24 protein-coding genes and 1 tRNA gene are annotated in these 22,352 nt (G+C 45.0%); 24 read left to right on the top strand and 1 reads right to left on the bottom strand.

Annotated features, from left to right (window positions below):
* Positions 1–192 precede the first annotated feature (192 nt).
* From ACN0W5_RS12795 to ACN0W5_RS12690, 22 genes are all read left to right on the top strand, one after another.
* Positions 193–1,854: a portal protein gene (locus tag ACN0W5_RS12795; protein ID WP_417454477.1), complete on the top strand. Its 1,662-nt coding sequence runs from the start codon at positions 193–195 to the stop codon at positions 1,852–1,854.
* A gap of 3 nt (positions 1,855–1,857) precedes the next feature.
* Positions 1,858–2,139 carry a hypothetical protein gene (locus ACN0W5_RS12790; RefSeq protein WP_417431824.1) on the top strand — a complete coding sequence of 94 codons (282 nt, stop codon included), beginning with the start codon at positions 1,858–1,860 and terminating at the stop codon, positions 2,137–2,139.
* Positions 2,132–2,932 (top strand): hypothetical protein, encoded by an 801-nt coding sequence (locus tag ACN0W5_RS12785; RefSeq protein ID WP_417454476.1) that lies wholly within the window; start codon positions 2,132–2,134, stop codon positions 2,930–2,932. The genes ACN0W5_RS12790 and ACN0W5_RS12785 overlap by 8 nt, the downstream gene beginning before the upstream one ends.
* 2 nt (positions 2,933–2,934) lie before the next feature.
* Positions 2,935–3,954 carry a major capsid protein gene (locus ACN0W5_RS12780; protein ID WP_417454475.1) on the top strand — a complete coding sequence of 340 codons (1,020 nt, stop codon included), beginning with the start codon at positions 2,935–2,937 and terminating at the stop codon, positions 3,952–3,954.
* A gap of 43 nt (positions 3,955–3,997) precedes the next feature.
* Positions 3,998–4,420 carry a Bbp16 family capsid cement protein gene (locus ACN0W5_RS12775; RefSeq protein ID WP_417431820.1) on the top strand — a complete coding sequence of 141 codons (423 nt, stop codon included), beginning with the start codon at positions 3,998–4,000 and terminating at the stop codon, positions 4,418–4,420.
* Positions 4,420–4,656 carry a hypothetical protein gene (locus ACN0W5_RS12770; protein WP_417454474.1) on the top strand — a complete coding sequence of 79 codons (237 nt, stop codon included), beginning with the start codon at positions 4,420–4,422 and terminating at the stop codon, positions 4,654–4,656. The genes ACN0W5_RS12775 and ACN0W5_RS12770 overlap by 1 nt, the downstream gene beginning before the upstream one ends.
* 104 nt (positions 4,657–4,760) lie before the next feature.
* On the top strand, positions 4,761–5,339 hold the full coding sequence (locus ACN0W5_RS12765) for a hypothetical protein (RefSeq protein ID WP_417454473.1): 579 nt from the start codon (positions 4,761–4,763) through the stop codon (positions 5,337–5,339).
* Positions 5,339–7,102 (top strand): hypothetical protein, encoded by a 1,764-nt coding sequence (locus tag ACN0W5_RS12760; protein WP_417454472.1) that lies wholly within the window; start codon positions 5,339–5,341, stop codon positions 7,100–7,102. The genes ACN0W5_RS12765 and ACN0W5_RS12760 overlap by 1 nt, the downstream gene beginning before the upstream one ends.
* Positions 7,103–7,151: 49 nt before the next feature.
* Entirely contained in the window at positions 7,152–8,378 is a 1,227-nt protein-coding gene (locus tag ACN0W5_RS12755; protein ID WP_417454471.1) for a hypothetical protein, read from the top strand.
* 132 nt (positions 8,379–8,510) lie between these two features.
* Positions 8,511–8,954 (top strand): hypothetical protein, encoded by a 444-nt coding sequence (locus tag ACN0W5_RS12750; protein WP_417454470.1) that lies wholly within the window; start codon positions 8,511–8,513, stop codon positions 8,952–8,954.
* 75 nt (positions 8,955–9,029) lie between these two features.
* Positions 9,030–9,818, top strand: coding sequence for a hypothetical protein (locus tag ACN0W5_RS12745; protein WP_417454469.1), 789 nt, complete (start codon positions 9,030–9,032; stop codon positions 9,816–9,818).
* 57 nt (positions 9,819–9,875) lie between these two features.
* Positions 9,876–10,319 (top strand): hypothetical protein, encoded by a 444-nt coding sequence (locus ACN0W5_RS12740; protein ID WP_417454468.1) that lies wholly within the window; start codon positions 9,876–9,878, stop codon positions 10,317–10,319.
* A 62-nt stretch (positions 10,320–10,381) separates the two neighbouring features.
* Positions 10,382–10,648 (top strand): hypothetical protein, encoded by a 267-nt coding sequence (locus ACN0W5_RS12735; RefSeq protein ID WP_417454467.1) that lies wholly within the window; start codon positions 10,382–10,384, stop codon positions 10,646–10,648.
* A gap of 134 nt (positions 10,649–10,782) precedes the next feature.
* Positions 10,783–13,668 (top strand): hypothetical protein, encoded by a 2,886-nt coding sequence (locus ACN0W5_RS12730; protein ID WP_417454466.1) that lies wholly within the window; start codon positions 10,783–10,785, stop codon positions 13,666–13,668.
* Positions 13,669–13,782: 114 nt separating this feature from the next.
* Positions 13,783–14,691: a hypothetical protein gene (locus ACN0W5_RS12725; protein ID WP_417454465.1), complete on the top strand. Its 909-nt coding sequence runs from the start codon at positions 13,783–13,785 to the stop codon at positions 14,689–14,691.
* Positions 14,688–18,191, top strand: coding sequence for a hypothetical protein (locus ACN0W5_RS12720; RefSeq protein WP_417454464.1), 3,504 nt, complete (start codon positions 14,688–14,690; stop codon positions 18,189–18,191). The genes ACN0W5_RS12725 and ACN0W5_RS12720 overlap by 4 nt, the downstream gene beginning before the upstream one ends.
* Positions 18,192–18,193: 2 nt before the next feature.
* Positions 18,194–18,748 carry a hypothetical protein gene (locus ACN0W5_RS12715; protein ID WP_417454463.1) on the top strand — a complete coding sequence of 185 codons (555 nt, stop codon included), beginning with the start codon at positions 18,194–18,196 and terminating at the stop codon, positions 18,746–18,748.
* Complete coding sequence (locus ACN0W5_RS12710; RefSeq protein ID WP_417454462.1) at positions 18,745–18,945, top strand: hypothetical protein; 201 nt, start codon at positions 18,745–18,747, stop codon at positions 18,943–18,945. The genes ACN0W5_RS12715 and ACN0W5_RS12710 overlap by 4 nt, the downstream gene beginning before the upstream one ends.
* Complete coding sequence (locus ACN0W5_RS12705) at positions 18,942–19,313, top strand: D-Ala-D-Ala carboxypeptidase family metallohydrolase (protein WP_417454461.1); 372 nt, start codon at positions 18,942–18,944, stop codon at positions 19,311–19,313. Before ACN0W5_RS12710 ends, ACN0W5_RS12705 begins: the two co-directional genes overlap by 4 nt.
* 10 nt (positions 19,314–19,323) lie before the next feature.
* Positions 19,324–19,641 carry a hypothetical protein gene (locus tag ACN0W5_RS12700; protein ID WP_417454460.1) on the top strand — a complete coding sequence of 106 codons (318 nt, stop codon included), beginning with the start codon at positions 19,324–19,326 and terminating at the stop codon, positions 19,639–19,641.
* On the top strand, positions 19,638–19,826 hold the full coding sequence (locus tag ACN0W5_RS12695; RefSeq protein ID WP_417454459.1) for a hypothetical protein: 189 nt from the start codon (positions 19,638–19,640) through the stop codon (positions 19,824–19,826). The genes ACN0W5_RS12700 and ACN0W5_RS12695 overlap by 4 nt, the downstream gene beginning before the upstream one ends.
* The gene (locus ACN0W5_RS12690) at positions 19,819–20,244 is read left to right on the top strand and encodes a DUF1353 domain-containing protein (protein ID WP_417454458.1); all 426 of its coding nucleotides are present in this window, start codon (positions 19,819–19,821) and stop codon (positions 20,242–20,244) included. The genes ACN0W5_RS12695 and ACN0W5_RS12690 overlap by 8 nt, the downstream gene beginning before the upstream one ends.
* A 452-nt stretch (positions 20,245–20,696) precedes the next feature.
* On the opposite strand, the gene ACN0W5_RS12685 is transcribed toward ACN0W5_RS12690, so the two are convergent.
* Entirely contained in the window at positions 20,697–20,954 is a 258-nt protein-coding gene (locus tag ACN0W5_RS12685; RefSeq protein WP_417454734.1) for a helix-turn-helix domain-containing protein, read from the bottom strand.
* A gap of 319 nt (positions 20,955–21,273) precedes the next feature.
* Between ACN0W5_RS12685 and ACN0W5_RS12680 the strand changes: the two genes are divergently transcribed.
* Positions 21,274–21,364: transfer RNA gene (locus ACN0W5_RS12680), tRNA-Ser, on the top strand.
* 144 nt (positions 21,365–21,508) lie between these two features.
* Positions 21,509–22,336 carry a substrate-binding periplasmic protein gene (locus ACN0W5_RS12675; RefSeq protein WP_417454457.1) on the top strand — a complete coding sequence of 276 codons (828 nt, stop codon included), beginning with the start codon at positions 21,509–21,511 and terminating at the stop codon, positions 22,334–22,336.
* Positions 22,337–22,352 lie beyond the last annotated feature (16 nt).

Genomic DNA, 22,352 nt, shown 5'->3' with positions numbered 1-22,352 from the left:
TACTTTGTTTGAATAAGTGGATAACGGTATATTCGTTCTTGGATAAATAGGTCCTCTTAACGGCGAACTCTGTGGGCAATTTAATTGCTGTCTAGTGTTTTAACGATCATGGCGGATACGTCTTGAACCCCTCGTATTAAATGCGAGGGGTTTTGTTTTGTGGGGATGAGATAACAGTGAACTGGAGATCTTATGGAGCTTGCTGAGAAGGTAATTAATCGTCAGGCGGCGCTGGCGAATGAAAGATCCAAGTTTGACAAGATTTGGGTGGAAACGGCTGAACGCCTTGATCCCTTTGGCTCAATCCTAGAGGGCAAGCGTGGCGATATGTCAAAGATGTTCAGCTCTCGCCCTTTGCAGGATTTGGCGCGTTTTTCTGCGGCAATCGAAAGCCTGCTTATTCCACGGGGATCAATTTGGCATGGGCTGGAACCTGTAGATGACGATCTCCGCGAAAGTGACGAAATTCAGGCCTGGGCAGAGCAGCGCACCAAAAAGCTCTTTTCTGTTCGGTATATGGCAAAATCAGGGTTCGTTTCAAACACGCAACGGATGTTTCGGTCGCTGGGCTGTTATGGCAACCAGGTGCTGATGACGGAAGAAGTGCTTTCCAGAGGTCCGGGCGGGGAAGATTTGCCACCCATTCGTTATCGAATGATCCCGATCATTGAGTGCTTTTTGGCGACCACGGCATGGGGACAAGTGGATACCTTTTACCGGGTTTATAAACTTACCCTGCGGCAAATTATTGATGAATTTGGTCTAGAGGCGTTACCCGAGTTTTTGACGACCCGCTTGGATAAACCAGATTTATTGGAAGAAAAGTTTGAAATTATCCACGCCATCGACACAACCCTGAGCGCAGATACGCAAACTCTACTTCCCTGGCCGTCTGTGCATGTTCTTAAGGGGCATCATCATGTCTTGCGACAGTCTGGCTATTACGAGTTTCCCATTCACGCGTCGTCATTTGTAGAGAGCGATGGTGAAGCCTATGGCTGGGGACCGGGCATGATGGCCCTGCCGGATATCAAGCAGCTCAATGTCATGAATAAAACAACAATTGCAGCGGCTGAGCAGGCGGTATCACCTGCCTTTGCCACGGTGCAAAAGCTCAAGCGTCGATTGAACCTGAGTGCCAATGCAATTAATCCGGACCTTGTAACCGATGACGGCCGTTTGAAAATTCAGCCGATTGTTACGGGGGCGCGGCCGGACATTGGCGAACAACTGATTGCCAAAAAGCAAATGGATATCAGCGCGAATTTCTATGGTGATCTGTGGCAAATCCTTGTGAATAAGCCTGATATGACAGCTTATGAAGCAGCTTTACGGGCACAGGAAAAGAACGAGTTGATCGGACCACCCTTTGCCAAGCAGGAAGAAATGCTGGCGTCTATGGTGATGCGTGAAAATGCGATCTTGGAACGTCAGGCGGAAGACGGGATTATTGATCTACCTCCGCGCCATGATGGGTTAGAGGGAAAAAGTCTAACCCTTAAATTTACCAGTCCCATGGCCAAATTACGTCGGGCGGCAGAAGATGTCGGCATTCAACGGACGCTGGAAACTGCTGCGCAACAGGCACAGTTCGATCCAACAATTATGGATAATTTTGATCACGACCGGATTATTCGCGCTCGTGCAGATATTAATGGCATGCCCGCAGATTTGATGCGTCCAATGGAAGAGGTTCAAGCAAGTCGACAAGCAAAGATAGAAGCCGAACAACATCAGTTGATGGCGGCCCAGCATGCACAGGATGTTGATACTGCGGGTAAAGCCTTACCGATAATGGAAGCACTTGGGGCGGCGGGACTTAATCATGATCAGATCCCGGAAGGAGAGGTTTAAAATATGCTCAAAGGTTGGCCTTTTTCCCTGCAAAAACAACACGAACTTGTCGAAGCTTATAATCGGCTTTTTGCGTCAAGCGATGGTCAGATTGTTCTGGCTGATATTCTTGAACAAGCGCAGGCCTTTGAAGCCACGCCACCGGATGGACCATCGATTTTCAATGACGGTAAACGGGCTGTTGCGTTCGATATCCTGCGTAAAGCGTCGGTTAGTTCTGACTTGCGTGCAGAACTTGCAAAAGCGGCTTATCTAAAACAAGAGGAAGATACACAGTATGAGTGATGATCCCGGTTCTTCACAACCTTTACCAAATCAACCCGCATCGCAAGATAGCGGGTCTTTTTATGCCGAAAACACAGGCGGTGCTGATGGTATGAATACATCACTATCCGGGCAGAATGACGTTTCTGCAAACGAAGGTGGACAGGATAGCGATGGTCATTTGACGGATAGTCCAACGGTTCAGGAAACTAATCAAGCAGCTGATCAAACTACTGGGCAGGACGGATTTATCAAGTTGCCGGCAGATGACGCCAATGAAGATGAAGTTGATGCTTTTTACGAGGCGTTGGGCGTACCTGAAACCCCTGATGGGTATGAGCTACAAGTTCCCGAAGAACTGAGTTCTCAGCATAGTGAGGAGGACTGGAAAGCATACACAGGTGCCATTAGTGAACTATCGCACGCGCTGGGCCTTTCACCAGATCAGGCACAGGCGCTGGCCGACATGGATATACAGGCGAAGACACAATCCATGGAAAACATGGAGCGTGAACAAGAACAGTATCTAAGCCAACAAATTGAGGAAACCACGCAAACGTTAAGCGATGAGTGGGGATCCAAAATGGATGTGAATGTCAGAACTGCCAATCGTGCCTTAAAGGCGCTGGGTGGTTCTGAACTTGAGGGGGTGTTGTCTGAGGCCGGGGTTCTGAACGATCCCGTTGTCATTCGCGCCTTCCATAAAGCTGGCCTCTCCCTGGTAGAGGACAGCAGCCCCGGCGGTGCCGGTGCAACCAGACGCAACAAATCTGCTGCGGAAATTCTCTACCCATCATCTACTAAGGAAGGCTGATTATGGCTACACTTGGAAATACTTTTGTCGATCTTATCGATATTTATAAACAAACTGATCCAAATGGTTCTACGGCAACCATTATTGAGCTCCTCAAACAGCAAAATCCTATTCTGGATGATGCGATTGCAATGGAATGTAATAAAGGATCGGAACACCTGCATACCATTCGTACAGGTTTGCCATCTGTTTCCTGGGGGGCTTTGTATCAGGGGATCACACAATCCAAAGCCAAGCAACAGCAGGTTACGGATACAACGGGTTATCTGGAAGCATTGGCAACCATTGATGAACGCGTTTTGAGCCTGTCAAAAAATGAAGCGGGTGTCCGTTTGAACGAGGCCATGGCGTTCATGGAATCAATGAACCAGGAAGCGGCTTCGGGTCTGTTTTATCATGACACAGCCTCTACCCCGGAAAAGTTCAAAGGGCTTTCCGCACGCTTTAACGCCATCGGTGGTGGTGGTGCAGGTGAACAGGTTATCGATGCCGGAGGAACAGGATCTGACAACACGTCGATTTGGTTCGTAACCTGGGGTGATCGTCACTGTCATCTGCTTTATCCGCAAGGCACAAAAGCAGGTTTGCAACGTGATGACATGGGCCGTCAGCGCGTTTTGGATGAAAACAATAATCCGTACTATGTGAAGGAAGAAAAGTTCACATGGCACCTTGGTTTGGCCGTCAAGGATTGGCGCTATGTATCCCGTGTTGCAAATGTGGATGTGTCTGAAATGCAGGCGGGTAATGTGAAGCTGTATGACTTCATGCGCAAAGCCTATTACAAGCTACAAAGTCGCATTCGTCGCGGGGATGCGGCAGGTGGTCGTCAGGTTATTTATTGTAACCGTGATGTGCTTGAAGCACTGGATGCACTGGCGACCAATGCCGGGGCCGGAGACAACTTTGTTCGCCTGAAAGACAGTGAACTGGAAGGACAGGAAGTTCTGACCTATCGCGGTATTCCAATTCGTGAAACCGATGCGTTGCTCAATACAGAAGCACGGGTTTTGTCTGCTTAATCCTTATTCAAACTTAAGGGCCAAATTTAGAGAGAGATTTAATATGATCCATAGTAAGCAACTCACCTTCTCTGATCAGCAGGCAATTACCAGTACTGCTGCATCAACCAATATTCTTGATCTTGGTACTACCGGAACTGTGGTCGGGGCATCTGCCGCGTTACCAAGTAATCCCGGTGATGGTACTGCGGTGCCGCTGAATGTACAGGTGACAGAGGATTTTAATAATCTGACGTCACTTAAGATAGGGATTGAAGTGGACAGCACATCAAGCTTCTCTTCACCGCGTGAAGTGTTGTCTCAGTCTATTGTGCGGGCCGATCTTGTCGCAGGAAAGCAAACGTCTTTCCACATTCTGCCCAAGGGGCTGGATGAACGATATATGCGTCTGCGTTATACCGTGACGGGCACAAACCCGACCAACGGTAAAATTTCAGCGGCAATCGTGGCTGGCGTACAGAGTTAATGACGCTGAGGACAAGATCTACAAAAGCAACTGGTGCAAAGGGATCGCGCGGTTCTGCCAAAGCAGTAACTGTTGAAAGCCTTTCTGGTGCAAAAGCAACTGAGCCAAAAGCTGAAACGTTGAATGTACGCGCTATTGCTTTGGGGTATTACGGTGCCCAGCTCAGGGAAGAGGGGGATACTTTTGACTTGAGAGAGGCTGAACATTTTTCGTCCAGTTGGATGGAGAGGGTTTAATGTCATCAAGGATTGAGTTCCTTTGATGTTTGAGAAAGCGGGAGATCGGAAAGCCGATCTCTCGCTTTTTGTATTATTTCCACAATTACAGGTCAGGAAAACAGATGAGCAGCAAGGTTGAAATCTGTCGGGATGCTTTGCAGATCCTGGGGGACAAGTCGATTGTCAGTCTGGAAGATAGCAGTAAGGAAGCACGACAGTGCAAGATTGCCTATCCCAGAGCGGTAGAGACTGTGTTGCGAACCTATCCTTGGTCGTGTGCTATCCGACGCGTCAAGCTGGCGGCATCTGCGGAAACATCTGCCTTTGGCGAGTGGAAACGATATCGCCGTCCGGTTGATGATATTCAGGTTTTGCCGATTACAACGACAGGTGAAGCCAATGGTTTGCCCGTGACCTATCAACTAGAGGGACGGTATATCCTGTGCCACCAAGACGCACCGCTTTATTATCGTTATATCAGTAGTGAGGTTGAACCGTCTGATATGCCGCCGGATTTACGCCGTGTTGTGGCAGCTCAGTTGGCCGTGAGACTGGCAGAGGTTCTAACCGGATCCCAAACCAAATTAAACATGGCTCTTGGTCTTTATCGGAATGATCTGGCGCTGGCGAAAACCAACGACATGACGGAAGACGGCGTGAGTGATTTTGTGCCTTCTTCATGGGTGGAGGCACGGGACTGATGCCACCAAGAACTCTTCAGGCTAGCTTTGTTCGTGGCGAGATTACACCCCGATTGCACGGGCGGGAAGATACCCAGCTTTATCAAACAGGATTGGCCCTGTGTGAAAACTGGATCGTCTTGCCGCACGGGGGCATGACGCGTCGTCCGGGAACACGATTTGTCGCAAAAGCAAAATATGCGGATAAACAATGCCGCCTTATTTCTTTCGAATATTCGACAGAAGATGCCTATATTCTGGAAATTGGTAATCTTTATATGCGGTTTTATCGTGATTTCGGGCAGATCGAAAAAGATAATGCTCCTTATGAGATTACCACGCCTTATAAGGAAGAAGAGCTATTTGATCTGGTCTTTACCCAGACGGAAAACAGCCTGTGGATTGTGCACAAGGATCACCCGCCTAAAGAGCTTAAAAGAAATGATCATGCCGATTGGGCCTTGGCGGATATTACCTTTACGTCCAAGCCTTCGGAATGGAAGGCCGGGAATTACCCTAGACGCTGTTCCTTTTACCAGCAGCGGTCTATTTTTGCCTCACCACCAGATCAACCACAAACCATCTGGACATCGAAAACATCTAATGAGAAAAATTTCACTTTAGGCACCAATGCCGACGATGCGTTCAAAGCCACGATCAAGGCCGGACAGGTCAATCACATTCAATGGATGGTCGAGGGGCGTGCCCTGATGATGGGGACATCCGGGGCCACAAGGACGTTGAGCGGATCCTCGGCGAATGAAGCCCTGACCGTTACGTCGGTTATCAATCGCCGCCATACTACCGAGGGATCTGCCGCCATTCCACCCATCCAGAAGGGGGAAGTGGCTCTCTTTTTAAGCCGGAACAGAAAGCGGTTGCATGAGTTTGTCTTCTCGTTTGAGCGAGACAGTTTTATTGCGCCCGATCAGACCTTTTTATCTCAACATATAACGGGAACCGGGATCAAGGATATGGACATGGTCAATGACCCTGATTCCATTATCTGGATGGTCCGGGACGATGGGCAACTGGTTGGCGTTACCTATGAAAAATCTCAAGAGGTTGTCGCGTTCCACCGTCATAAGCTGGGCGGTTCAACGGACGAGCACGATTGGGGTGAAGTTGAAACCGTTGCCGTGACTTATGAAGCCAAACGAGAAGTTTTATGGCTGTCGGTCAAGCGTAAAGTCAATGGAGAAATCGTGCGCCACATTGAATTTATGGAAGCCGGGTTTGATGATGGTTTGGACAAAAAAGATGCCTTTTTTGTGGATAGTGGCGGAACTTATGAAGGTGTCGCGGCGAACACAATTAATGGTTTTGATCATCTGATCGGTGAAGAGGTGGATATTTTGCACGATGGCAAGGTGTCTCCACGATCAATGGTGGCAAATGATGGCAAGGTATCGTTAAAGAATAATCGTACAGGTTTGAAAATTACAGCCGGCTTGCCTTATCAATCTGTCGTCCAGCCTTTATCCCCGATTGTCGCTCTGCAAAATGGTACGGGCAGAGGTAAGAAAAAGCGTGTTGTTTCTATGGGCGTGGATGTCATGAACACAGGAACAATCGAAGCTGGGGACAGTTTGGAAGATACGCAAACGCATATCTTCCGAGACGGATCGACCCCATTCGGACAGTCCCCGGATCTCTATACCGGGTATCTGGAAATTGATCCGGAAAACGGCTTTAGCGACAAAGCACAAATTTTCATCAGAGCAAGACAGCCGCTTCCGGCAACAATCAGATCATTGATCACAGAAGTACAGTCAGAGGGGTAGTTACCTCTCTAGTTTTGCTTTTACATGGTCGTTCTAATTGAGGAATAAAATGGAAAACTTTCGTACTATAAAAGATTTTACTGGCTCATCAGATTTTCTTAGTCCATCGCAGAAAGATTTCCCAAAAGTGGCTGAAACCGTTGATGAACTTCTGAGGCGCATTGATCAGTTGACTGAAGGCGCAACAACTAATTTCTACAAAGCATATTCCGAGATAGCTTTAGTTCTTGATGAAAAACCTGAAATATTGGGGATGGATCGGAATTCTAAGGACTTTGATAAAACGAAAACATGGTTTGAACGGGCTGTGGAAATTAATAGTAATGATCCTCGAAGTTCAGCAAATAAATTTATACGCGCAGTTTCTAAGTATGGATTGCTTTATTCGGGAGAACCTCTTGTCAACAAAGACGGTAAAGATCGTCTTGCAGATACAACCAATATAATTGGAAGTAATGTTATTGGTTATATTCTTGATAAAAAGACAGTGCCAAATATTGGTGAAATTATTAATGCTGAAATTGATGGCGCTTTGAATGAGGGAGGGCAGGATCTGGCTGGTTGGGGCGGTGCGTTTTATTTTTGGGATCATGAATTGGAAACAGGTAAAACAATTGGCCAGACAATAAGAGAAGATCCTGAAAAGCTAGAAAAATTTTTGACGATTAATGCAGCTGCTACCCGGTATACAATGGGGGCGGAATGGGAGGAGGGAGATGGCAAAGAGTTATTTGAAGGCGTCCTGTTTGGTATGGCGGCTCCTGTCCCAATGCCTCTAAGAGCAGAAATTACAGGGAGAGCTATAAGTAAAAATTATACAGGGAGTCCTGACAGAATTGATGGTTGGATGTTTCGTGACCAAGATAATCAATGGATTAAATCGGGAGGATTGAAAGCCTATGGGGTATCCGAGTTTACACTTGATCCGGGTGACGTAGCTGAATTTGATTTGAGAAGACAAGTTCGTTTGAAAGGTCAAAGTTTAGATTTTGATAGCATAGATGTACTGGGAAATCGCGATAATTCAGACATCTTTGCTCCTGTTAATGGGAGGGAAAATTTACTGGACAAATTCTTCCCTGATAAAGTTTTACCTGGACATGATGATTTTGAGTTCTGGTCTGGGAAAAAGAGTGATTTACGTCAAGAAACACAAGGAGGTGTAAATCAGCTTGATCACGATGATGAACAAGAAAATTTAGGATTTTTAAATGGCTTTCCCCGGAATTCTTTGATGTCTTCTCAAATAAACAGGCAATCTAAATCTATTCAATGACCTGTTTTGATAAAGATGATGTCGCTTGAGTGGTCGTAATGTTGTGCCGTTTGGAGAACTTCAAACATGTTATGAATATATCACTGATGCTGATCAAGTTTTGACAAGAAATCTAACATAAAGGGTAACGCGATGGGGTTTTTTAAAAAGCTTTTTAAAGGTGTTAAAAAAGTTTTGAAGGGTGCTGCCCCGGCTATTGGTGCGCTGGCAGGGATTGGCGGTTTGTCGTCGACGGCTGGTCTACTCGGTGCGGGCGGGGCACTTTTTAACGGCTTTGCCGAACGCAAACGGGCAAAAAAACAGGCTAAAATGGCTCGACGGTTTGCGGCACAGGACGCGGCCAACAGCCTGCGAAATACGCAACGTTTGGCGGGGCAGCAGCGCGCGAACTTCGCTGCGGCAGGCTTGAAGATTGAAGGCAGTCCTGCTCTGTTGATTGAAGAAACTGAAAAACTGGGGGCGCAGGAAGTGGATAATATTCTCTACGCCGGGAATCAGAAAGCAAAAGCTTATAAACGTGCCGGAAACAACGCAATGATTGGTGGATTTCTGAATGCGGGATCTTATTTACCTTAGGCGTTGTTATATTCCTTTTGATGCTTATGGTAGAATGTTGTCCGATGGTAAGAGCTATGGTGTCTGGGGGAAAAGATGGATTGGTATTTTATAAGGTATCGAGTTGCCGTTTGGGCGGTGAAGGGCGCAACCTCAACCCTTCTTTCCCTTTGTTTGTGTTTGAATCTTGTTCCCATAAAACCAGTTTATGCAGAGAACTGGAAAGAGTGTCCCGGTATTGAGCATAGCGAACCGCTTCATGATGCGATCAGGCAGGAAGCGTTATCTACTGTGAAATGCCTCCTGAAGGGGGGATATAATCCAGATACGCTTGGTAAATATAACTATTCTTCTTTGTCCTTAAGCGTTGACGTTGATATCAACAGTAAAATTCTTGATTTACTGCTTGATTATGGTGCTGATGTAAATATTAACAATGGACGTGCCTTACAGGTTGCAATGCTCAATCTCGGAGAAGCTGTAAGCGACTGGAATTCCATTGAGAAAGCACCCGAACAAGGGGAAAATGATGATGCTCTGAGCCTGGAGCAAGATGTTTTAACAAGTTTACAGATGCTTTTTAAGCTGTTGGATTATGGGGCAAATTACTATTTAATTCGAAATGAAGGCCAAGATCCTGAATATTCTCACCTTGTATCCCTGATTTATAGTGTGTGCCAAGTCGATTCAGAACGTTTTTATGATTATCTGGATTACAAGAATATTTTTAATGGAATAAAAACCAAGTCCCAATTCAGGATATTTATGACCAAGGATGAACTTCAGGGAATTCGACATCTTGAGGTCTTATCTGATCTTGGCTTATTTGATTATGAGTGCCTTTTATCATCTCAGAAAATTTTCCCCCCTGAAGAGAAAATTTGAAATCCTGACCATTAACTTTCTTATCCAGTAATTTGATGTTTGTGAAGAGGTTAAATAATGCCGCAATGGAAAAAACGAAAACCAAAGATTGATACGAGAGAACGAGCACTGGATTTTGCAATTGAAAAGGCCATTGCTGAAGCCAATAAACAAGGCAGAGCAAGCTATGCAAACAGAAATCAAACGACTGGTAATGAACTCCTTGATAGTATTAAAGAAGCCTTTGAAGCTGGCCAAGAAGCTAAAGGCAATCCTATGTCTGCCGGAAGGAGTGCTGCCTTGGATGCTTGGGATAAAATAACGATATCAGGAGGCTTTTCGTTCGCTGTTAACCTTGGTGTTCAAAGAGCCCAAAATATCTATACAAAAAGGCTTGAAAAACTAAAGTTGCCTGAACCAACAAATAAAGAGCTACAGCTAATAAAGGAGCTAGCTGAAGAAGAGTTTTTAAAAAAAGCGAATATGCCGATCCAGATGATGCCGTTAGGAATGGGGGTGTAAGCGGGCTTGAACAGAGATCTTCCAGAAAGGAACCTTCATCAGAAAATCGGGATAAATCGAAAGTGAATAGAACTGGAGCAACCCGATCAGGCAAATGGGGAGATGGTTTTCGTGGTGCAGAGGAAAATGAGATTAACTTGAAGGATCTTGTTAGTTCTCTTTCTGTTCAAGACCCTGAAGAGGCTATTGATACTGATGAAATTTTATCAGAACGCCTTCGCCAGGAATTCAATAAACCTCAAATAGATGATCCAGACGCTGATATAGAAAACAATGTGGCCGGGTTCTTGAGTAACCTTTCAAACAACGAGCTGTTACGGACACAGTGAATGCCAATGATTTAATGCCTTTGTAGGCATCCTTCCAACCATATCTCTTTAGTTTTCTCTTTAGATCCAAGCATAGCTGCTGGATCTATTTTTTTGCCCAAATTCAGTGGGTTCAAGCTTAAAAGGTTATCAAAATGCCAAATATCCCTGATAGTCGAGCCCCCGCGACAGTTCGATTTCAACTGCCTGATGAAAATATTGGTGCCGTTACGAGTGGTCTTTCTAAGCTTTCACAAGCTTTTCATGAAAAAGATAAAAAGAAGAAAGAGGAAGAAAAGGCACGTAAACAAGAGCCTGCTACTGCGGATGTTGATCCTGCTGAGAACCCACAAGATGAAAGTCCCATCGAAGGTGTGAAATCTGATCTGAGGGACGCATCGGAATACATGCAGGAAAAATTGCGTGATATTGATCTGTACGAAGAAATGTCAGAATTTGCGTCTGGTCTTTATCAGGGGATCAAGGAACAGCTTGGCTTTACAGACAGTTCGCCATCAAAAATTGATGATGAAATCACGACGTCCTATGCGGATATGAAAACGGACCTGATGGCGCGACAGAGTTTCAAAAATGAAAATGATGCTGCCGTTTTCAGTCAGCGATTTGATGAAAAAGCCCGTTTTGATCAACAGTCTCTCGGAGCCTTTAAACAACAAGTTCTTAGAGAAAAAATTTATACGACTGTTGATCGCCATATTGAAAAATACGGGGCTGGTGTTATTGGCAATCCAGATACTTTGACGGATGCCATTATCGTTATTGATAGCAATATCAACGATCTTGCGCCGGGCATAGGGCGTGAAGCCGCAGTTGAAAAAAGCAAAGAAGCACGTAGAAGTTTGTTGTCCTTTGCGCTTCAGGGGCATGCGAAACAGGGGAATTATGACGCATTACAATTTTTGCTGGATGGCGTTGACCCGGCAACAGGGGCGGCGATCAACATTGATGAGTATGTGAACCGCGAAGATAAGGGGTATTTTCAATCCATCGCCTCAAAAGGTATTGTCCGCAATGAGGCCACGAAACTTTTGGATGATATTTCAGCCGCGAGGCTGTCCGAAGAGGATTTGCTTCTGACGTTGGAATATTATCCTGACCAGTTGGTCGGCAAGGAAGCAGGTCTTCTTTGGAGAAATCAACGACGCCTTCAAGCTAAAGAGCAAAGAGAGATAATAAAAGGGCAGCGTTATTCCGCGTGGAACTATCTTGTCGAAAACAAAGGAAATATTGACGTTAATAATCTTTCGCTGGAGTTAAGCGAAATAGATCGAGATCAGATTGCGGAGTATGCTGATCAGATAAACGCCGGGGATAATGATTTCTCTTCTGAAATTAAGTTTAAACGTGAGCAAGGTTCACGTGCTTTACACGAACTTAAAGCGTTGCAAGTCGCTGATCCAGAAGCTTTTCAAAGCTATGATTTATCTCATTATTTTCAGGATCTTTCCCCAAAGCAAATCAGCGAAGTTATGGCCATGCAGCAAAGCGAGCCGGATCCTCGTATATCTGCCAATTTTAAATTACGCGAACGTTTGGCACAAAGAGCCTGGAAAAATATTACCGGCAGTGATGGGCAAGGAGAGTTTGATGGGGATGCTTTTGTTGACTTCCGTGTTCGCCTTGATGAAAGGATTGACGAATATAACGGAACGCAAAAAGAACCCGCGGGACCTTTTGAAGTAGAGCAAATCGTCAATGATATGGTCGCGAATGGCGAGGTGGTTCAGCCTGAATTTGGAGACGTTTTAATCGAAGGTGACAGGCGGGATATCCTTATTGGTGGTGTTGAAGAAGAACTCTTCGAAGACGAAGGTAATACAGGTGTTCCGGAAGTTGTCTCAATTGATGAAGATTTTCAAAGCCGTGTTGAAAAGGAACTTGAGATTCCAGAAGGAGCGACAGCTGTCTTGTTTCAAGACAAGCAGACCTTTCTTGATGAAGAGCAGTTAGGGAAAAGTAGTTTTGAAGTGATTCTACAAGATGAGAATGGTGAGGTTATCGAAGGCCCAATTAACTTCAAAAGGCTTCCCGGTGAACCGAGAGAACAAAGTTATCTCAGATATATGCCGGGTGAGGAGTTCCAGAGACATGTTAGCGGTAATTTAGCTTCAAACCAGCAAGTGTCTGTAATGGATAATACAGATGATTGGCATAATTATATGGCTAATTTAATGGAAACAAACAGACCTGAATACGATAAACTACCTTTAGTAGATCGAGTTGCAAATGAAGCATATTGGTCAAAAAGGCTGGGGGGAGGGCGATTTGAAGCAAGCCCTGCGACTTGGTTTGCTGCAATAAATGATGGGTCTGAACATAGGCATAATGCTTTGGTCGCAGGGCAGCTACAAAGAAGTATGTTTGACGAAGTTGATTGGGAAGAAAGGCTAACCGATCACCTTGTCAGTGCTGGATTTGATAGAGATATTGCTAAAACGGGTGTTCTTATTGTTTCTTTGACGCCCGTTGGTTCGGCCTTGGATATAGGTGAAGGTTTACTTAATGCATCGGGTGCGCTTGCTAAAAATGATGTGAAAGGAGCACTAGGCTATCTCGGTAGTGCAGGTATAAGTGCTATAAAATTAAAGAAAATTGATCGGGCGTTAAAAAAAGGTGGCGTACTTGCACAACAGGCGCTTGTTAAAGCGATGCCTGATATTATAGCGGCAACTATGATGAGGAAATTAACCAAGAAAGGATTGTCATCGAAAGTTGTTCATGACAGCTTGTCGAGAGCATTTAGAAATGGCTTTAACCCGGGAGAAGCTCTTGCCTATGGTGTGTTTTCTGCCAACGCAAAACAGACTATAAGCTCATCGATGAAAGCTTTTAAAGGGGTCGTTTCCAGAAGCACCTTTGAAAAACGTTCTAGAGATAGAAAAGATGCTATTAGAAAAAAAATAGAGACAGATCTGTATCGTAAAGGTAGCAAATTTCTGGAAGGTGTTTCTAAGAAAGCCATCAATAAAGCGATTAATACGTTAATGGATGAGTGGTTTGAAAATTCACAACTACAATAGTCTATAGTGTAAGATGAATTGTTCACCTCCTATCCTCCATATATAATCGTTCTTGGATAAACAGGTCTCAACCTCTGCTATTTGGCGGAGGTTTTTTTATTGGGAAAATCTGATATGACTATTTCTGCGACACCGCGGAGGGCCTCTTACATCGGGGATGACTCTACGGTAACTTTTGCTGTGCCTTTCAAGTTCCTTGCCGACAGCCATTTAAAGGTTGTGGTGACAACGGATGATGGGGGAGAGACTGTTGTCACACCGTCACAAATCATCGGGGCTGGAACAGAAAATGGTGGCTCTGTTACGCTTCCTTCTGCACCTGTTGCGGGGGATACGATTACCGTTCTCGGGGCGACACCGTTGGAGCAACAAACTGATCTCGCGGTATCAGATGGAATGCCGGCGGATGTGATTGAGACCGCTGTTGACCTGTTGACCATTCAGAACCAGGAACAGGATGTGCAGATCGGTCGGGCAATTAAGTTACCCATTGCCTATTCAGGGGATGAGTTGCAATTTCCGTCACCGGTGCCTAACGAAGTTCCCTATTATGATGAAAACGGCAAACTGGTGATGTCATCAGTTGGCTTTAGTACTTTGATGTCGACAGTTCAGGGTTTGATTAATTTAGCCGCCGACACGGGGCAGGCCCATACCCATGACTTTTCGGTTCTAACAGGGACAGATCAGGTTCTTTTGGCAAACTTATCTCGAATTTTGGGGGTGAGTTACCCGACGATGGTTAATTCCTATGGTAACTCGACTGATAACCCTGTGATTGATTTGACCCAAACCTTTCTGACATCCATGACGAATAATGGAAATGGTGTCATTACGGCGGATAAAGCCAATAACAACGCTGTTGATATCTGGTTGACCAATGGTCCAACAGCAGGGGTGTTGGATATTTCCAGCTTTGATTACGTGAAGGGATCATTCGGCGTGGGAGATGGTGTTATCACCATTATGCATATGTCCACTGTCAACGGCATTGCCCGTGTTGCGTTGGAGGTACTGGAATGAGAGCACTTTATGCTGGAGCAGATGGTCAATGGAAAAACGACCTAATGAATTCCTTGGCGTTGTCTGCGGGGAAAAAGCTGACCTTCACGCCAAGTGTGTTAGGAAATCAACGCCAATTTACGGTTATGTGTAACGTGCGTCGCACCCAATTGGGGGGACTGCATTACATTTTTTCCGGGGGGACTTACTGTTATTGGTATTTCCATTTTGATGACACCCTACGTTGGAATGGTACGGCCGCAGTTGGGGCTTATCACACAACCAGAAAATTCCGTGATACCGAATGGATGTTCCTGGGGCTTGCGGTTGATACGGTGGCCAGAACAGTGAAGATGGTTGTGAACGACGAAGAAATTGACCTGTGGGACACGCAAACACTACCTACACAAAATGCCGCTGTGGGAGTGAGCTTAGCTGGTACCGCTATGCAGATTGGCGAAGGGGAGCATGTTCTATCTGATTTTGTCCTGCTTGACGGCGAAGTTCTAACGCCACAGGAAATGGTCAACTACCGAACACAGAATGTGCCCTTTGGTAACAACGTTATTACGACGACCAAGAAGTTCACGACAGAGGGAACGCAAGAACGATTTTGGGCTATTGCGCTTAACGTACCAACATCGGGAACGTCTATTCAAGATGAGGGGCAGTTTCTAGTATGCCCTTCAGCTTCTTGGTCAAATATTGCGCACACAGAAATTCTACCTGAAACCGGCAAATATCAAGTTGAATTTACTCAACTTGATGGAACAGGGGCTAAGTTCCTCGTAGGTACAGGACTAGCTTCTTCGAATTCGTTTACAGGTAACAGTATAAATACGCAAGGTAACTACACAGGGATGTCTTTAAGAGGGGATAATAACTGCGTTTATTACAGTAATACTAATAATGGTGGAGAGATCTCTCCTACCAGTTGGGGTAAAGCATTTCTACGGGATGATGTTGCATCCCTGTTTCTTGATATGGATGCCCGTAAGATGTACTTCAAACTCAACGGTGTCGAACCTAACGGTATGAGTGTGGAGGCAGGTACAGGTGGTGCAGATATTAATCCTGCTGACGTTCGGATGTATTTTGATTTAAACAATCAAGATGCAGGTATGAGAGTTAACTTCGGGCAAACAGACTATAAATACCCAGTAACTGGATATGGTGCTCTTAAAGAACCAGTCAAATCTAATTTAAAGCGGTGTAATTTCTACGAACTCCAAAACGGCGCTATGTGCGATAATGTAAACGATAAAGTGTTTACGACAGGTGCTGCATGGTACACAGCAATCTCCAACTTCGTAATGCCAACTGGTAAGTTTTATATGGAGTGGGAAGTTAGTGACGTTACGCACCAAATTGTAGGTGCAGGTAATCATGATCTTTCTAGCGCCAATACATACTTAAGTTTGGCTGCGAATGGAGATAGTGCTGGGATGTACTTCTACAATTCCACAACGACTATCTATAAAGATAATACTTCCACTCTAGTAACTACACCTGGCCTATCTGGGGCAACAGTTATTGGTGATATCCTTCAGGTGGCTGTTGACGCAGACACTGGCAAGTTGTGGATTGGCCGTAATGATGTCTGGGAAGGCGATCCGGCAGCGGGTATAGGAGAAGTAGATATTCTTGGCATAGATGGTCTTCGGTTTGCTATCTCTGTTAACTCTAATACGGGTTGTTATTACAATTTCGGTGATAGCCCATGGAAGATGACACCACCGATAGGATTTAAAGGTCCTGCCGAGCTTGATTTTGATAGTTTGCGACCTTCTCAAGACGAAAAGAATTATGAATATGGCGCCAATGGTTGCCAGCTTTTGTTCGAGAATGGGGGAGCGTTAGGAGAGGTAACTGAGGGTAATCTCCAAAACTGGACGTTGACGGGGATCGCACCTGACGATCAATTAACGGATACGCCGGGCGATCCTTATGCGGTACTGAGTTCTATACATACGTATGGAACAAATGTAGCCATTAGTGAGGGAGGGTTACGTACAACTGTTTCTAGTACAGCTACTGATAGAGGGGCATTGACCAACATCCCTGCCGACTTCCCAATCTACTTTGAGTTCACGGTTGGGGACACGGTGGCTGATAATAACTTAGGTCTGCAAATGTGTCCTAATAGCGGGGATACTGGTCCTTACCCCACTGGTGGTTTTCGTTGGCAGGATACTGGTAATATTAATCAGAATGGTGGTTCGGCGGGAGCTACTCCTGCGTGGTCCAACGATCACGTCATGATGATTGCTTACAGCCCTGCTGACGGTATGGCATGGTTTGGACGTAATGGTTCTTGGTATGGGGATGTACCTGCGATAGGCAGTGTAGGGGACATTTCAGGACTTGCAGGAAAATTGTTTGTTGCAACGAATCATTATGGAACATCACGATACTTAACACTTAATTTTGGGCAGCGACCATTCGCTTATACCGTTCCCACAGGCTTTAAAGAGCTTAAAAGCTCTAATCTTGAAACGCCTAAATTCCATGGGCGCGACAAATTCGATGTTGCCCTCTCTGTTGGGACGGGAGCACCCCGAGATATCCCTACGTCCTTTGATGAAATTGGTTTGGTTTGGGGGAAAGCGAGATCATCAGCCTACAGTCATCGGCTAGAAGACCGATTACGTGGTGCTGGAAAAGGATTGTATTCCGATATTACCAATGCGGAAAACACACGCTCGGATAGCATCACTGACTTTACTTCTGGGAGCTTTTCTCTCGGTAATGATGTTGGGTCTGGTTACAATGAGAATGGCGTAAGTTATGCCTATTGGATATTCGGGAATGACGGAACAGAAGTCACGAACAATGACGGAACAATTCCTTCTCAGGTTATTGCGGATAGTTCCGGTTACTTTTCTATAGTGACAGCAACAGCCGATGGAAGTACTGGGTCATTTGGGCATGGATTAGATGACGTAGAATTCTCGCTAATAAAATCTCGTAATAATGTAGGTACAACTGGCTGGGATGTCTGGCATAAGGATTTAGCCAGTCAAATTCATTATCTCGGGCTGGATACTTCAAATGCACAAAGTAGCGGTAGTTCTAATTTTTCAGGAGCTTGGGGGGGCGTCATCGGGCTTAACACAGGAGCGATGACTAGTGGTGCGCAACTCATGGCAATCAATTTTTCTTCTGTTGCCGGATTATCTAAAGTCTTTAGCTACCAAGGTAACGGGGCAATAGTTAACGGCCCTCATGTGTACTGTGAGTTTAAACCGCGCTGGATATTACTTAAACGTGTTGATTCTAGTGGAGCATGGAGCATTCTGGATACCGAACGGGATACGATAAATCCGGTACTTAAAGAACTTAACCCAGATTTAAGTAGTGCCGAGACAGAGGCAGCCGGACCGCGCCTCGATATTACAGCGCAAGGGTTCACTCTGCGCACAACAGGTGCCGCCTATAATGCAAACGGTGGCGAATACATCGGCCTTGCCATCGCAGACGTTGCTGGTGGGGGTAATCTTCCGGCTATTTTGGGGAATTAATCATGAAATATGTAATCGAAAAAAATGAAATTCTTGTTTCTTCGATCAGTGCTTGGACGCCGGGGTTGGCTAAAAAATGTAATTTGGTCGGGAATAATCAACCACCCCAATCCTTGCCGTTTGATCTGGGTGAAGGGGCAACACTTAGAGCTGTCCGTACGGTTCGGGTAAACCCAAATCCTTATCAATATGTCGTAGATGATGGCGGAGCTTTGGTGAGGGATGAATGGGTTATTACGCAGTCTTTGCAGGATAAAACTGTTGAACAAATTGCGGCTCAGAAACGAGATAAGGTAAATGCTGAAGCGGCACGTCGTATTGAAGACATCGCGCCACTTTGGAAGCAAGTACGCGGGAGCGAGCGCGCAATTGAGTTAATTGAAATCAAAAATGCTCGATCTTGGAGTACTGTCGAGAGTAATGAAGCAACTTTTCTTAGACAAAAAAGACATGAAATCGAGGCTATTCGGCAACGATCAAACTTTTTGATTTCCCTATCAGACCGCGATTTGGCTAATACAGATATTTTTGATGACGGTAATTGGAGTACGCCATGATTGATACGGTTTTAAGAGGAGAAAACGTAGATAAATTTATTGGCGTTACGGCAGTTTCTACTCCCTTGTGGTTCCATTATTTTAACACAGGTATTGCTGTGTGTATCGGGATAGGTGGTCTTGCTTTGTTAGCTTTTCGTATCGCCAAAGCAAGGCAGGAATATTTGAAGGCAAAAGCGGAAAGGGAGGCATTATGACAAAGATCAGCTGGTCAGATTACTCAAACTTTTCTGCATTCGAGTTCGCTTGTAAATGCGGCTGTGGCCGTTCTGATATGAAGCCTGAGTTTATGGCAAAGCTGCAAGAGCTTCGGGACCAGGTTGGCCCTCTGGAAATCACAAGCGGGTTTCGTTGTCGGAATCATCCGGTCGAGAAAAACAAGAAGCGTCCGGGCGCGCATTCCGTCGGGCTTGCTGCGGATATCGTCCCGCTGAAATCAAGGCGATACGATTTACTCACCACCATTAGCGACATGCGTTTTAGAGGTATTGGGGTTGCTAAGACTTTCATCCACATAGACGAGGGCCACCCATACGCATATCGCCCCGCGTCTTGGAGTTATTAGGAAAGCTACCATGAAAAACATATTGATGACGGTCGCTCTTGTAGCGGCTTTTTTTGTGTCTGCTTGCACGACGCCGAGCGGTAACCGCCTGAATGCTGAGCAGCAAGTGCAGATTACCTGTGAAGGCATTATCTCAACCGTTCGCATCCTTTCTGGATATCGAGCAGCGGGCGAGTTGTCAGACGAAACAATCAAGACAGTTTCTGATCTGATGCCATCAACTGTGAAGCTCTGTTCTGGTGAGGTGACGGATTATCAATCTGCGCTGGCCACCTTGCAGGAAACGGCTTTTATCCTTCTGACTGTTAAGAAAGGTGTTGAATCATGAACCCGGCAACAATCGCAACTGTAAACGCGCTTATTGAAATTGGCGTGTTTGCCTTCAAGTCTATTCGTGCTGTTCAAAATGGTGACAAGACGCCTGAAGAAATTCGCGCAGAGTGGCCCAAGCTCACTGCCAAGCTTGACGATGTTTGGGCAGAATGGGAAGCGGCGGGGAAGAGTAATGGCTAAGGTGTACGAGTTCACACCTGAATACGATCTGGCCCAGATTAAAGCATCGCGCCCAACTGGTGCGGTGCTGGTCTGGGTGTCGCCAGAAGATCCCGATAATCCTTTTACAGCCGCTTGTGCTCACAAGATCTCAGGGCCAAGGGGCATGAATGTAATTGTGCCAGGTGGCTTTAACTATGACGGGGCAAGTGTTCCTCGTGCGCTGTGGTGGTTTATCCCTCGGGCTGATGCTCGGTTCTTTCGGGCGGCAACCCTGCACGATCTGCTTTATGCAAGCCGGGAAGGTTCACGGGCTGTTGCTGATGCAATTTTGCGGATCGTAGCGGAACAAGACCGGATGCCTTGGCTCAAACGATGGGCGGCTTATATCGCTGTGCGGCTTGGTGGTCGTGCTGCTTGGGACGATGATATTCAATAATTAATACCGGATAAGTTGGGCCTTTGTTTAAAACATGCCACTCTGATCACCAGAGTGGCATGTTTACACTTTAAATTTCCTGTTGGGTAAAATATTTCATTTAAGGCGAGGCAAGAAAATAACTGATCAAGCTATCCATAATCCCGTTTTCAGTGATGAATTCGATATACTCCTGATGATGCTTGATGGACTTCCAATCTTCATCAATCAGCATTTCTTGCCTTGCTTGATCAAAGAAAATATCGACACGAATGTTTTCGGCGAAGTTACGGACGTTAGGTGGATTTTGTTTAAGATAAACAATTAATTAGTTAAGTTTTTCAGGGTTTATCTGACAGTTTAAAGTAACTCTTGTTGTCATTTCTCTACTCCATTACTGATTACAGTGGAGAAACTCGACCTGTAAAAAAACAAACTACCTCGAAAATACCATTAATGCCGTTTTTACTTCATTATGTTATAAATAGCCGATATTCTTTCGGGGTCGTTCCATATGATTCCTTAAACGACTTTATGAAATGTGAGACATTTTCATAACCGATATCAAAAGCTATTTCCGTTATTGTCAGGTCTTCTTTGCGTAAAAGCTTTTCTGCATATGTTAGGCGTTGCTTTTTAAGCCATTGTTTTGGTGGCATGTTGTATGTTGCCCGGAAATCACGGTTAAAACTGGATAAGCTCCTACCTGAAAGGTGTGCTAAATCACTAATGTTGAGTTTTAGATGGGAGGGTTATTGTGTCTGCGTTAATGGTGATATTGTTTTCTTCTGCCGACGTGATGCGCTCTTGCCCTTGTTCTGTGTATATAAAACAGGGTGAGTAACAATAAAACTCTACATCCAAGAGATCTCGTTTTAATTCCTTATCTTTAGAGTACATTAGAATCGATTTTTTGTCGCTTAGCATATGTTTAGGACATGCTTTAACGCCCCTGTTCCTGCGTACTTTGTTATAAAGTGCATTTTTCTGTATTTTTTCACTTTACAGATTTGATGTAAGACCTTAGTAATTCGGCTGTTCACAGATTGTGGAGAGTTGGCCGAGTGGCTGAAGGCGCTCCCCTGCTAAGGGAGTATACGTTAATCGCGTATCGAGGGTTCGAATCCCTCACTCTCCGCCATAAGAAAATAGCGCCTTCAAGGCGCTTTTTTTGTGTGTGATACGCAGTTCAAAAATATCTTTGGCATTATTTAAATCCCAAGTTACCTAACCGGATTTTAATAAATTTAGTGCTATAAGAAGTATAAGAAATTCTTGAACAAAGATGAATTTAAAGCTTTATGCTAAGGAATCTAATTTTTTGAGAAGCTTATACAAGCTAACATTCGTTACGATAACCTTTCTCGCTTTAACTGGAATTATGTCTTCTCGTGCGGGGGCTGGCGAGTTGAAATTAACAACGGGTGAATATCCTCCTTTTACTTCTGAACATATACCCGGTGGTGGGGTGGTTTCCGAGATCGTGGAGCTGGTCATCATGGAAATGGGGCATGATTTTGTGGTCGATTATTTGCCCTGGAAACGAGGATATATTCTTTCGAAAAAGGGTAAATACGCAGCGACATACCCCTATCTTTTGACTAAGGAACGTGAAGATGAATTTCTTTATAGTGCGCCAATAATAGAGTGGGAAAGTAAGGTTTATGTACGCAGAGATTCTGGTATTGAGTATAATAGTTCGCTCGATTTATTAGGATTAAGAGAATGTCTTCCTCATCATTACGGTGGTTTACCCGAATTAGATAAACTTCATGCCGCGGGAAGTATCAAACGGGTAAGCACACCTTATATTAAAAGTTGTTGGTTGATGATTCTTAACGGTCGTGCTGACTTCTTTGTCGAAGATGTCTTTGTTGCAGATATTTTTCGTCGAGAAGTGTTATCGGAACGATCTAATGAGGTTGTGGAATTGCAAAAAACGATAAGTACTGATTATGGGCATATCATTTTCCCAAAAGGATTTGATCAATCCGAAGAGCTCGTTGCAGGCTTTAATGATACTTTGGCTAAATTATCCGAGCGTGGTGAGATAGCAAGAATTAAAGAAAGCTTTTTAAAGCAGCATACTCAACTTGTAGATTTAATAAACTAGCCAGAGAGTTTTATAT

Source organism: Kiloniella sp., from assembly GCF_048270245.1.
In the GTDB taxonomy this organism is placed as follows: domain Bacteria; phylum Pseudomonadota; class Alphaproteobacteria; order Kiloniellales; family Kiloniellaceae; genus Kiloniella.
The sequence above is the reverse complement of the archived record's forward strand: the minus strand, read 5'-3'. Positions and strand labels throughout refer to the sequence as shown.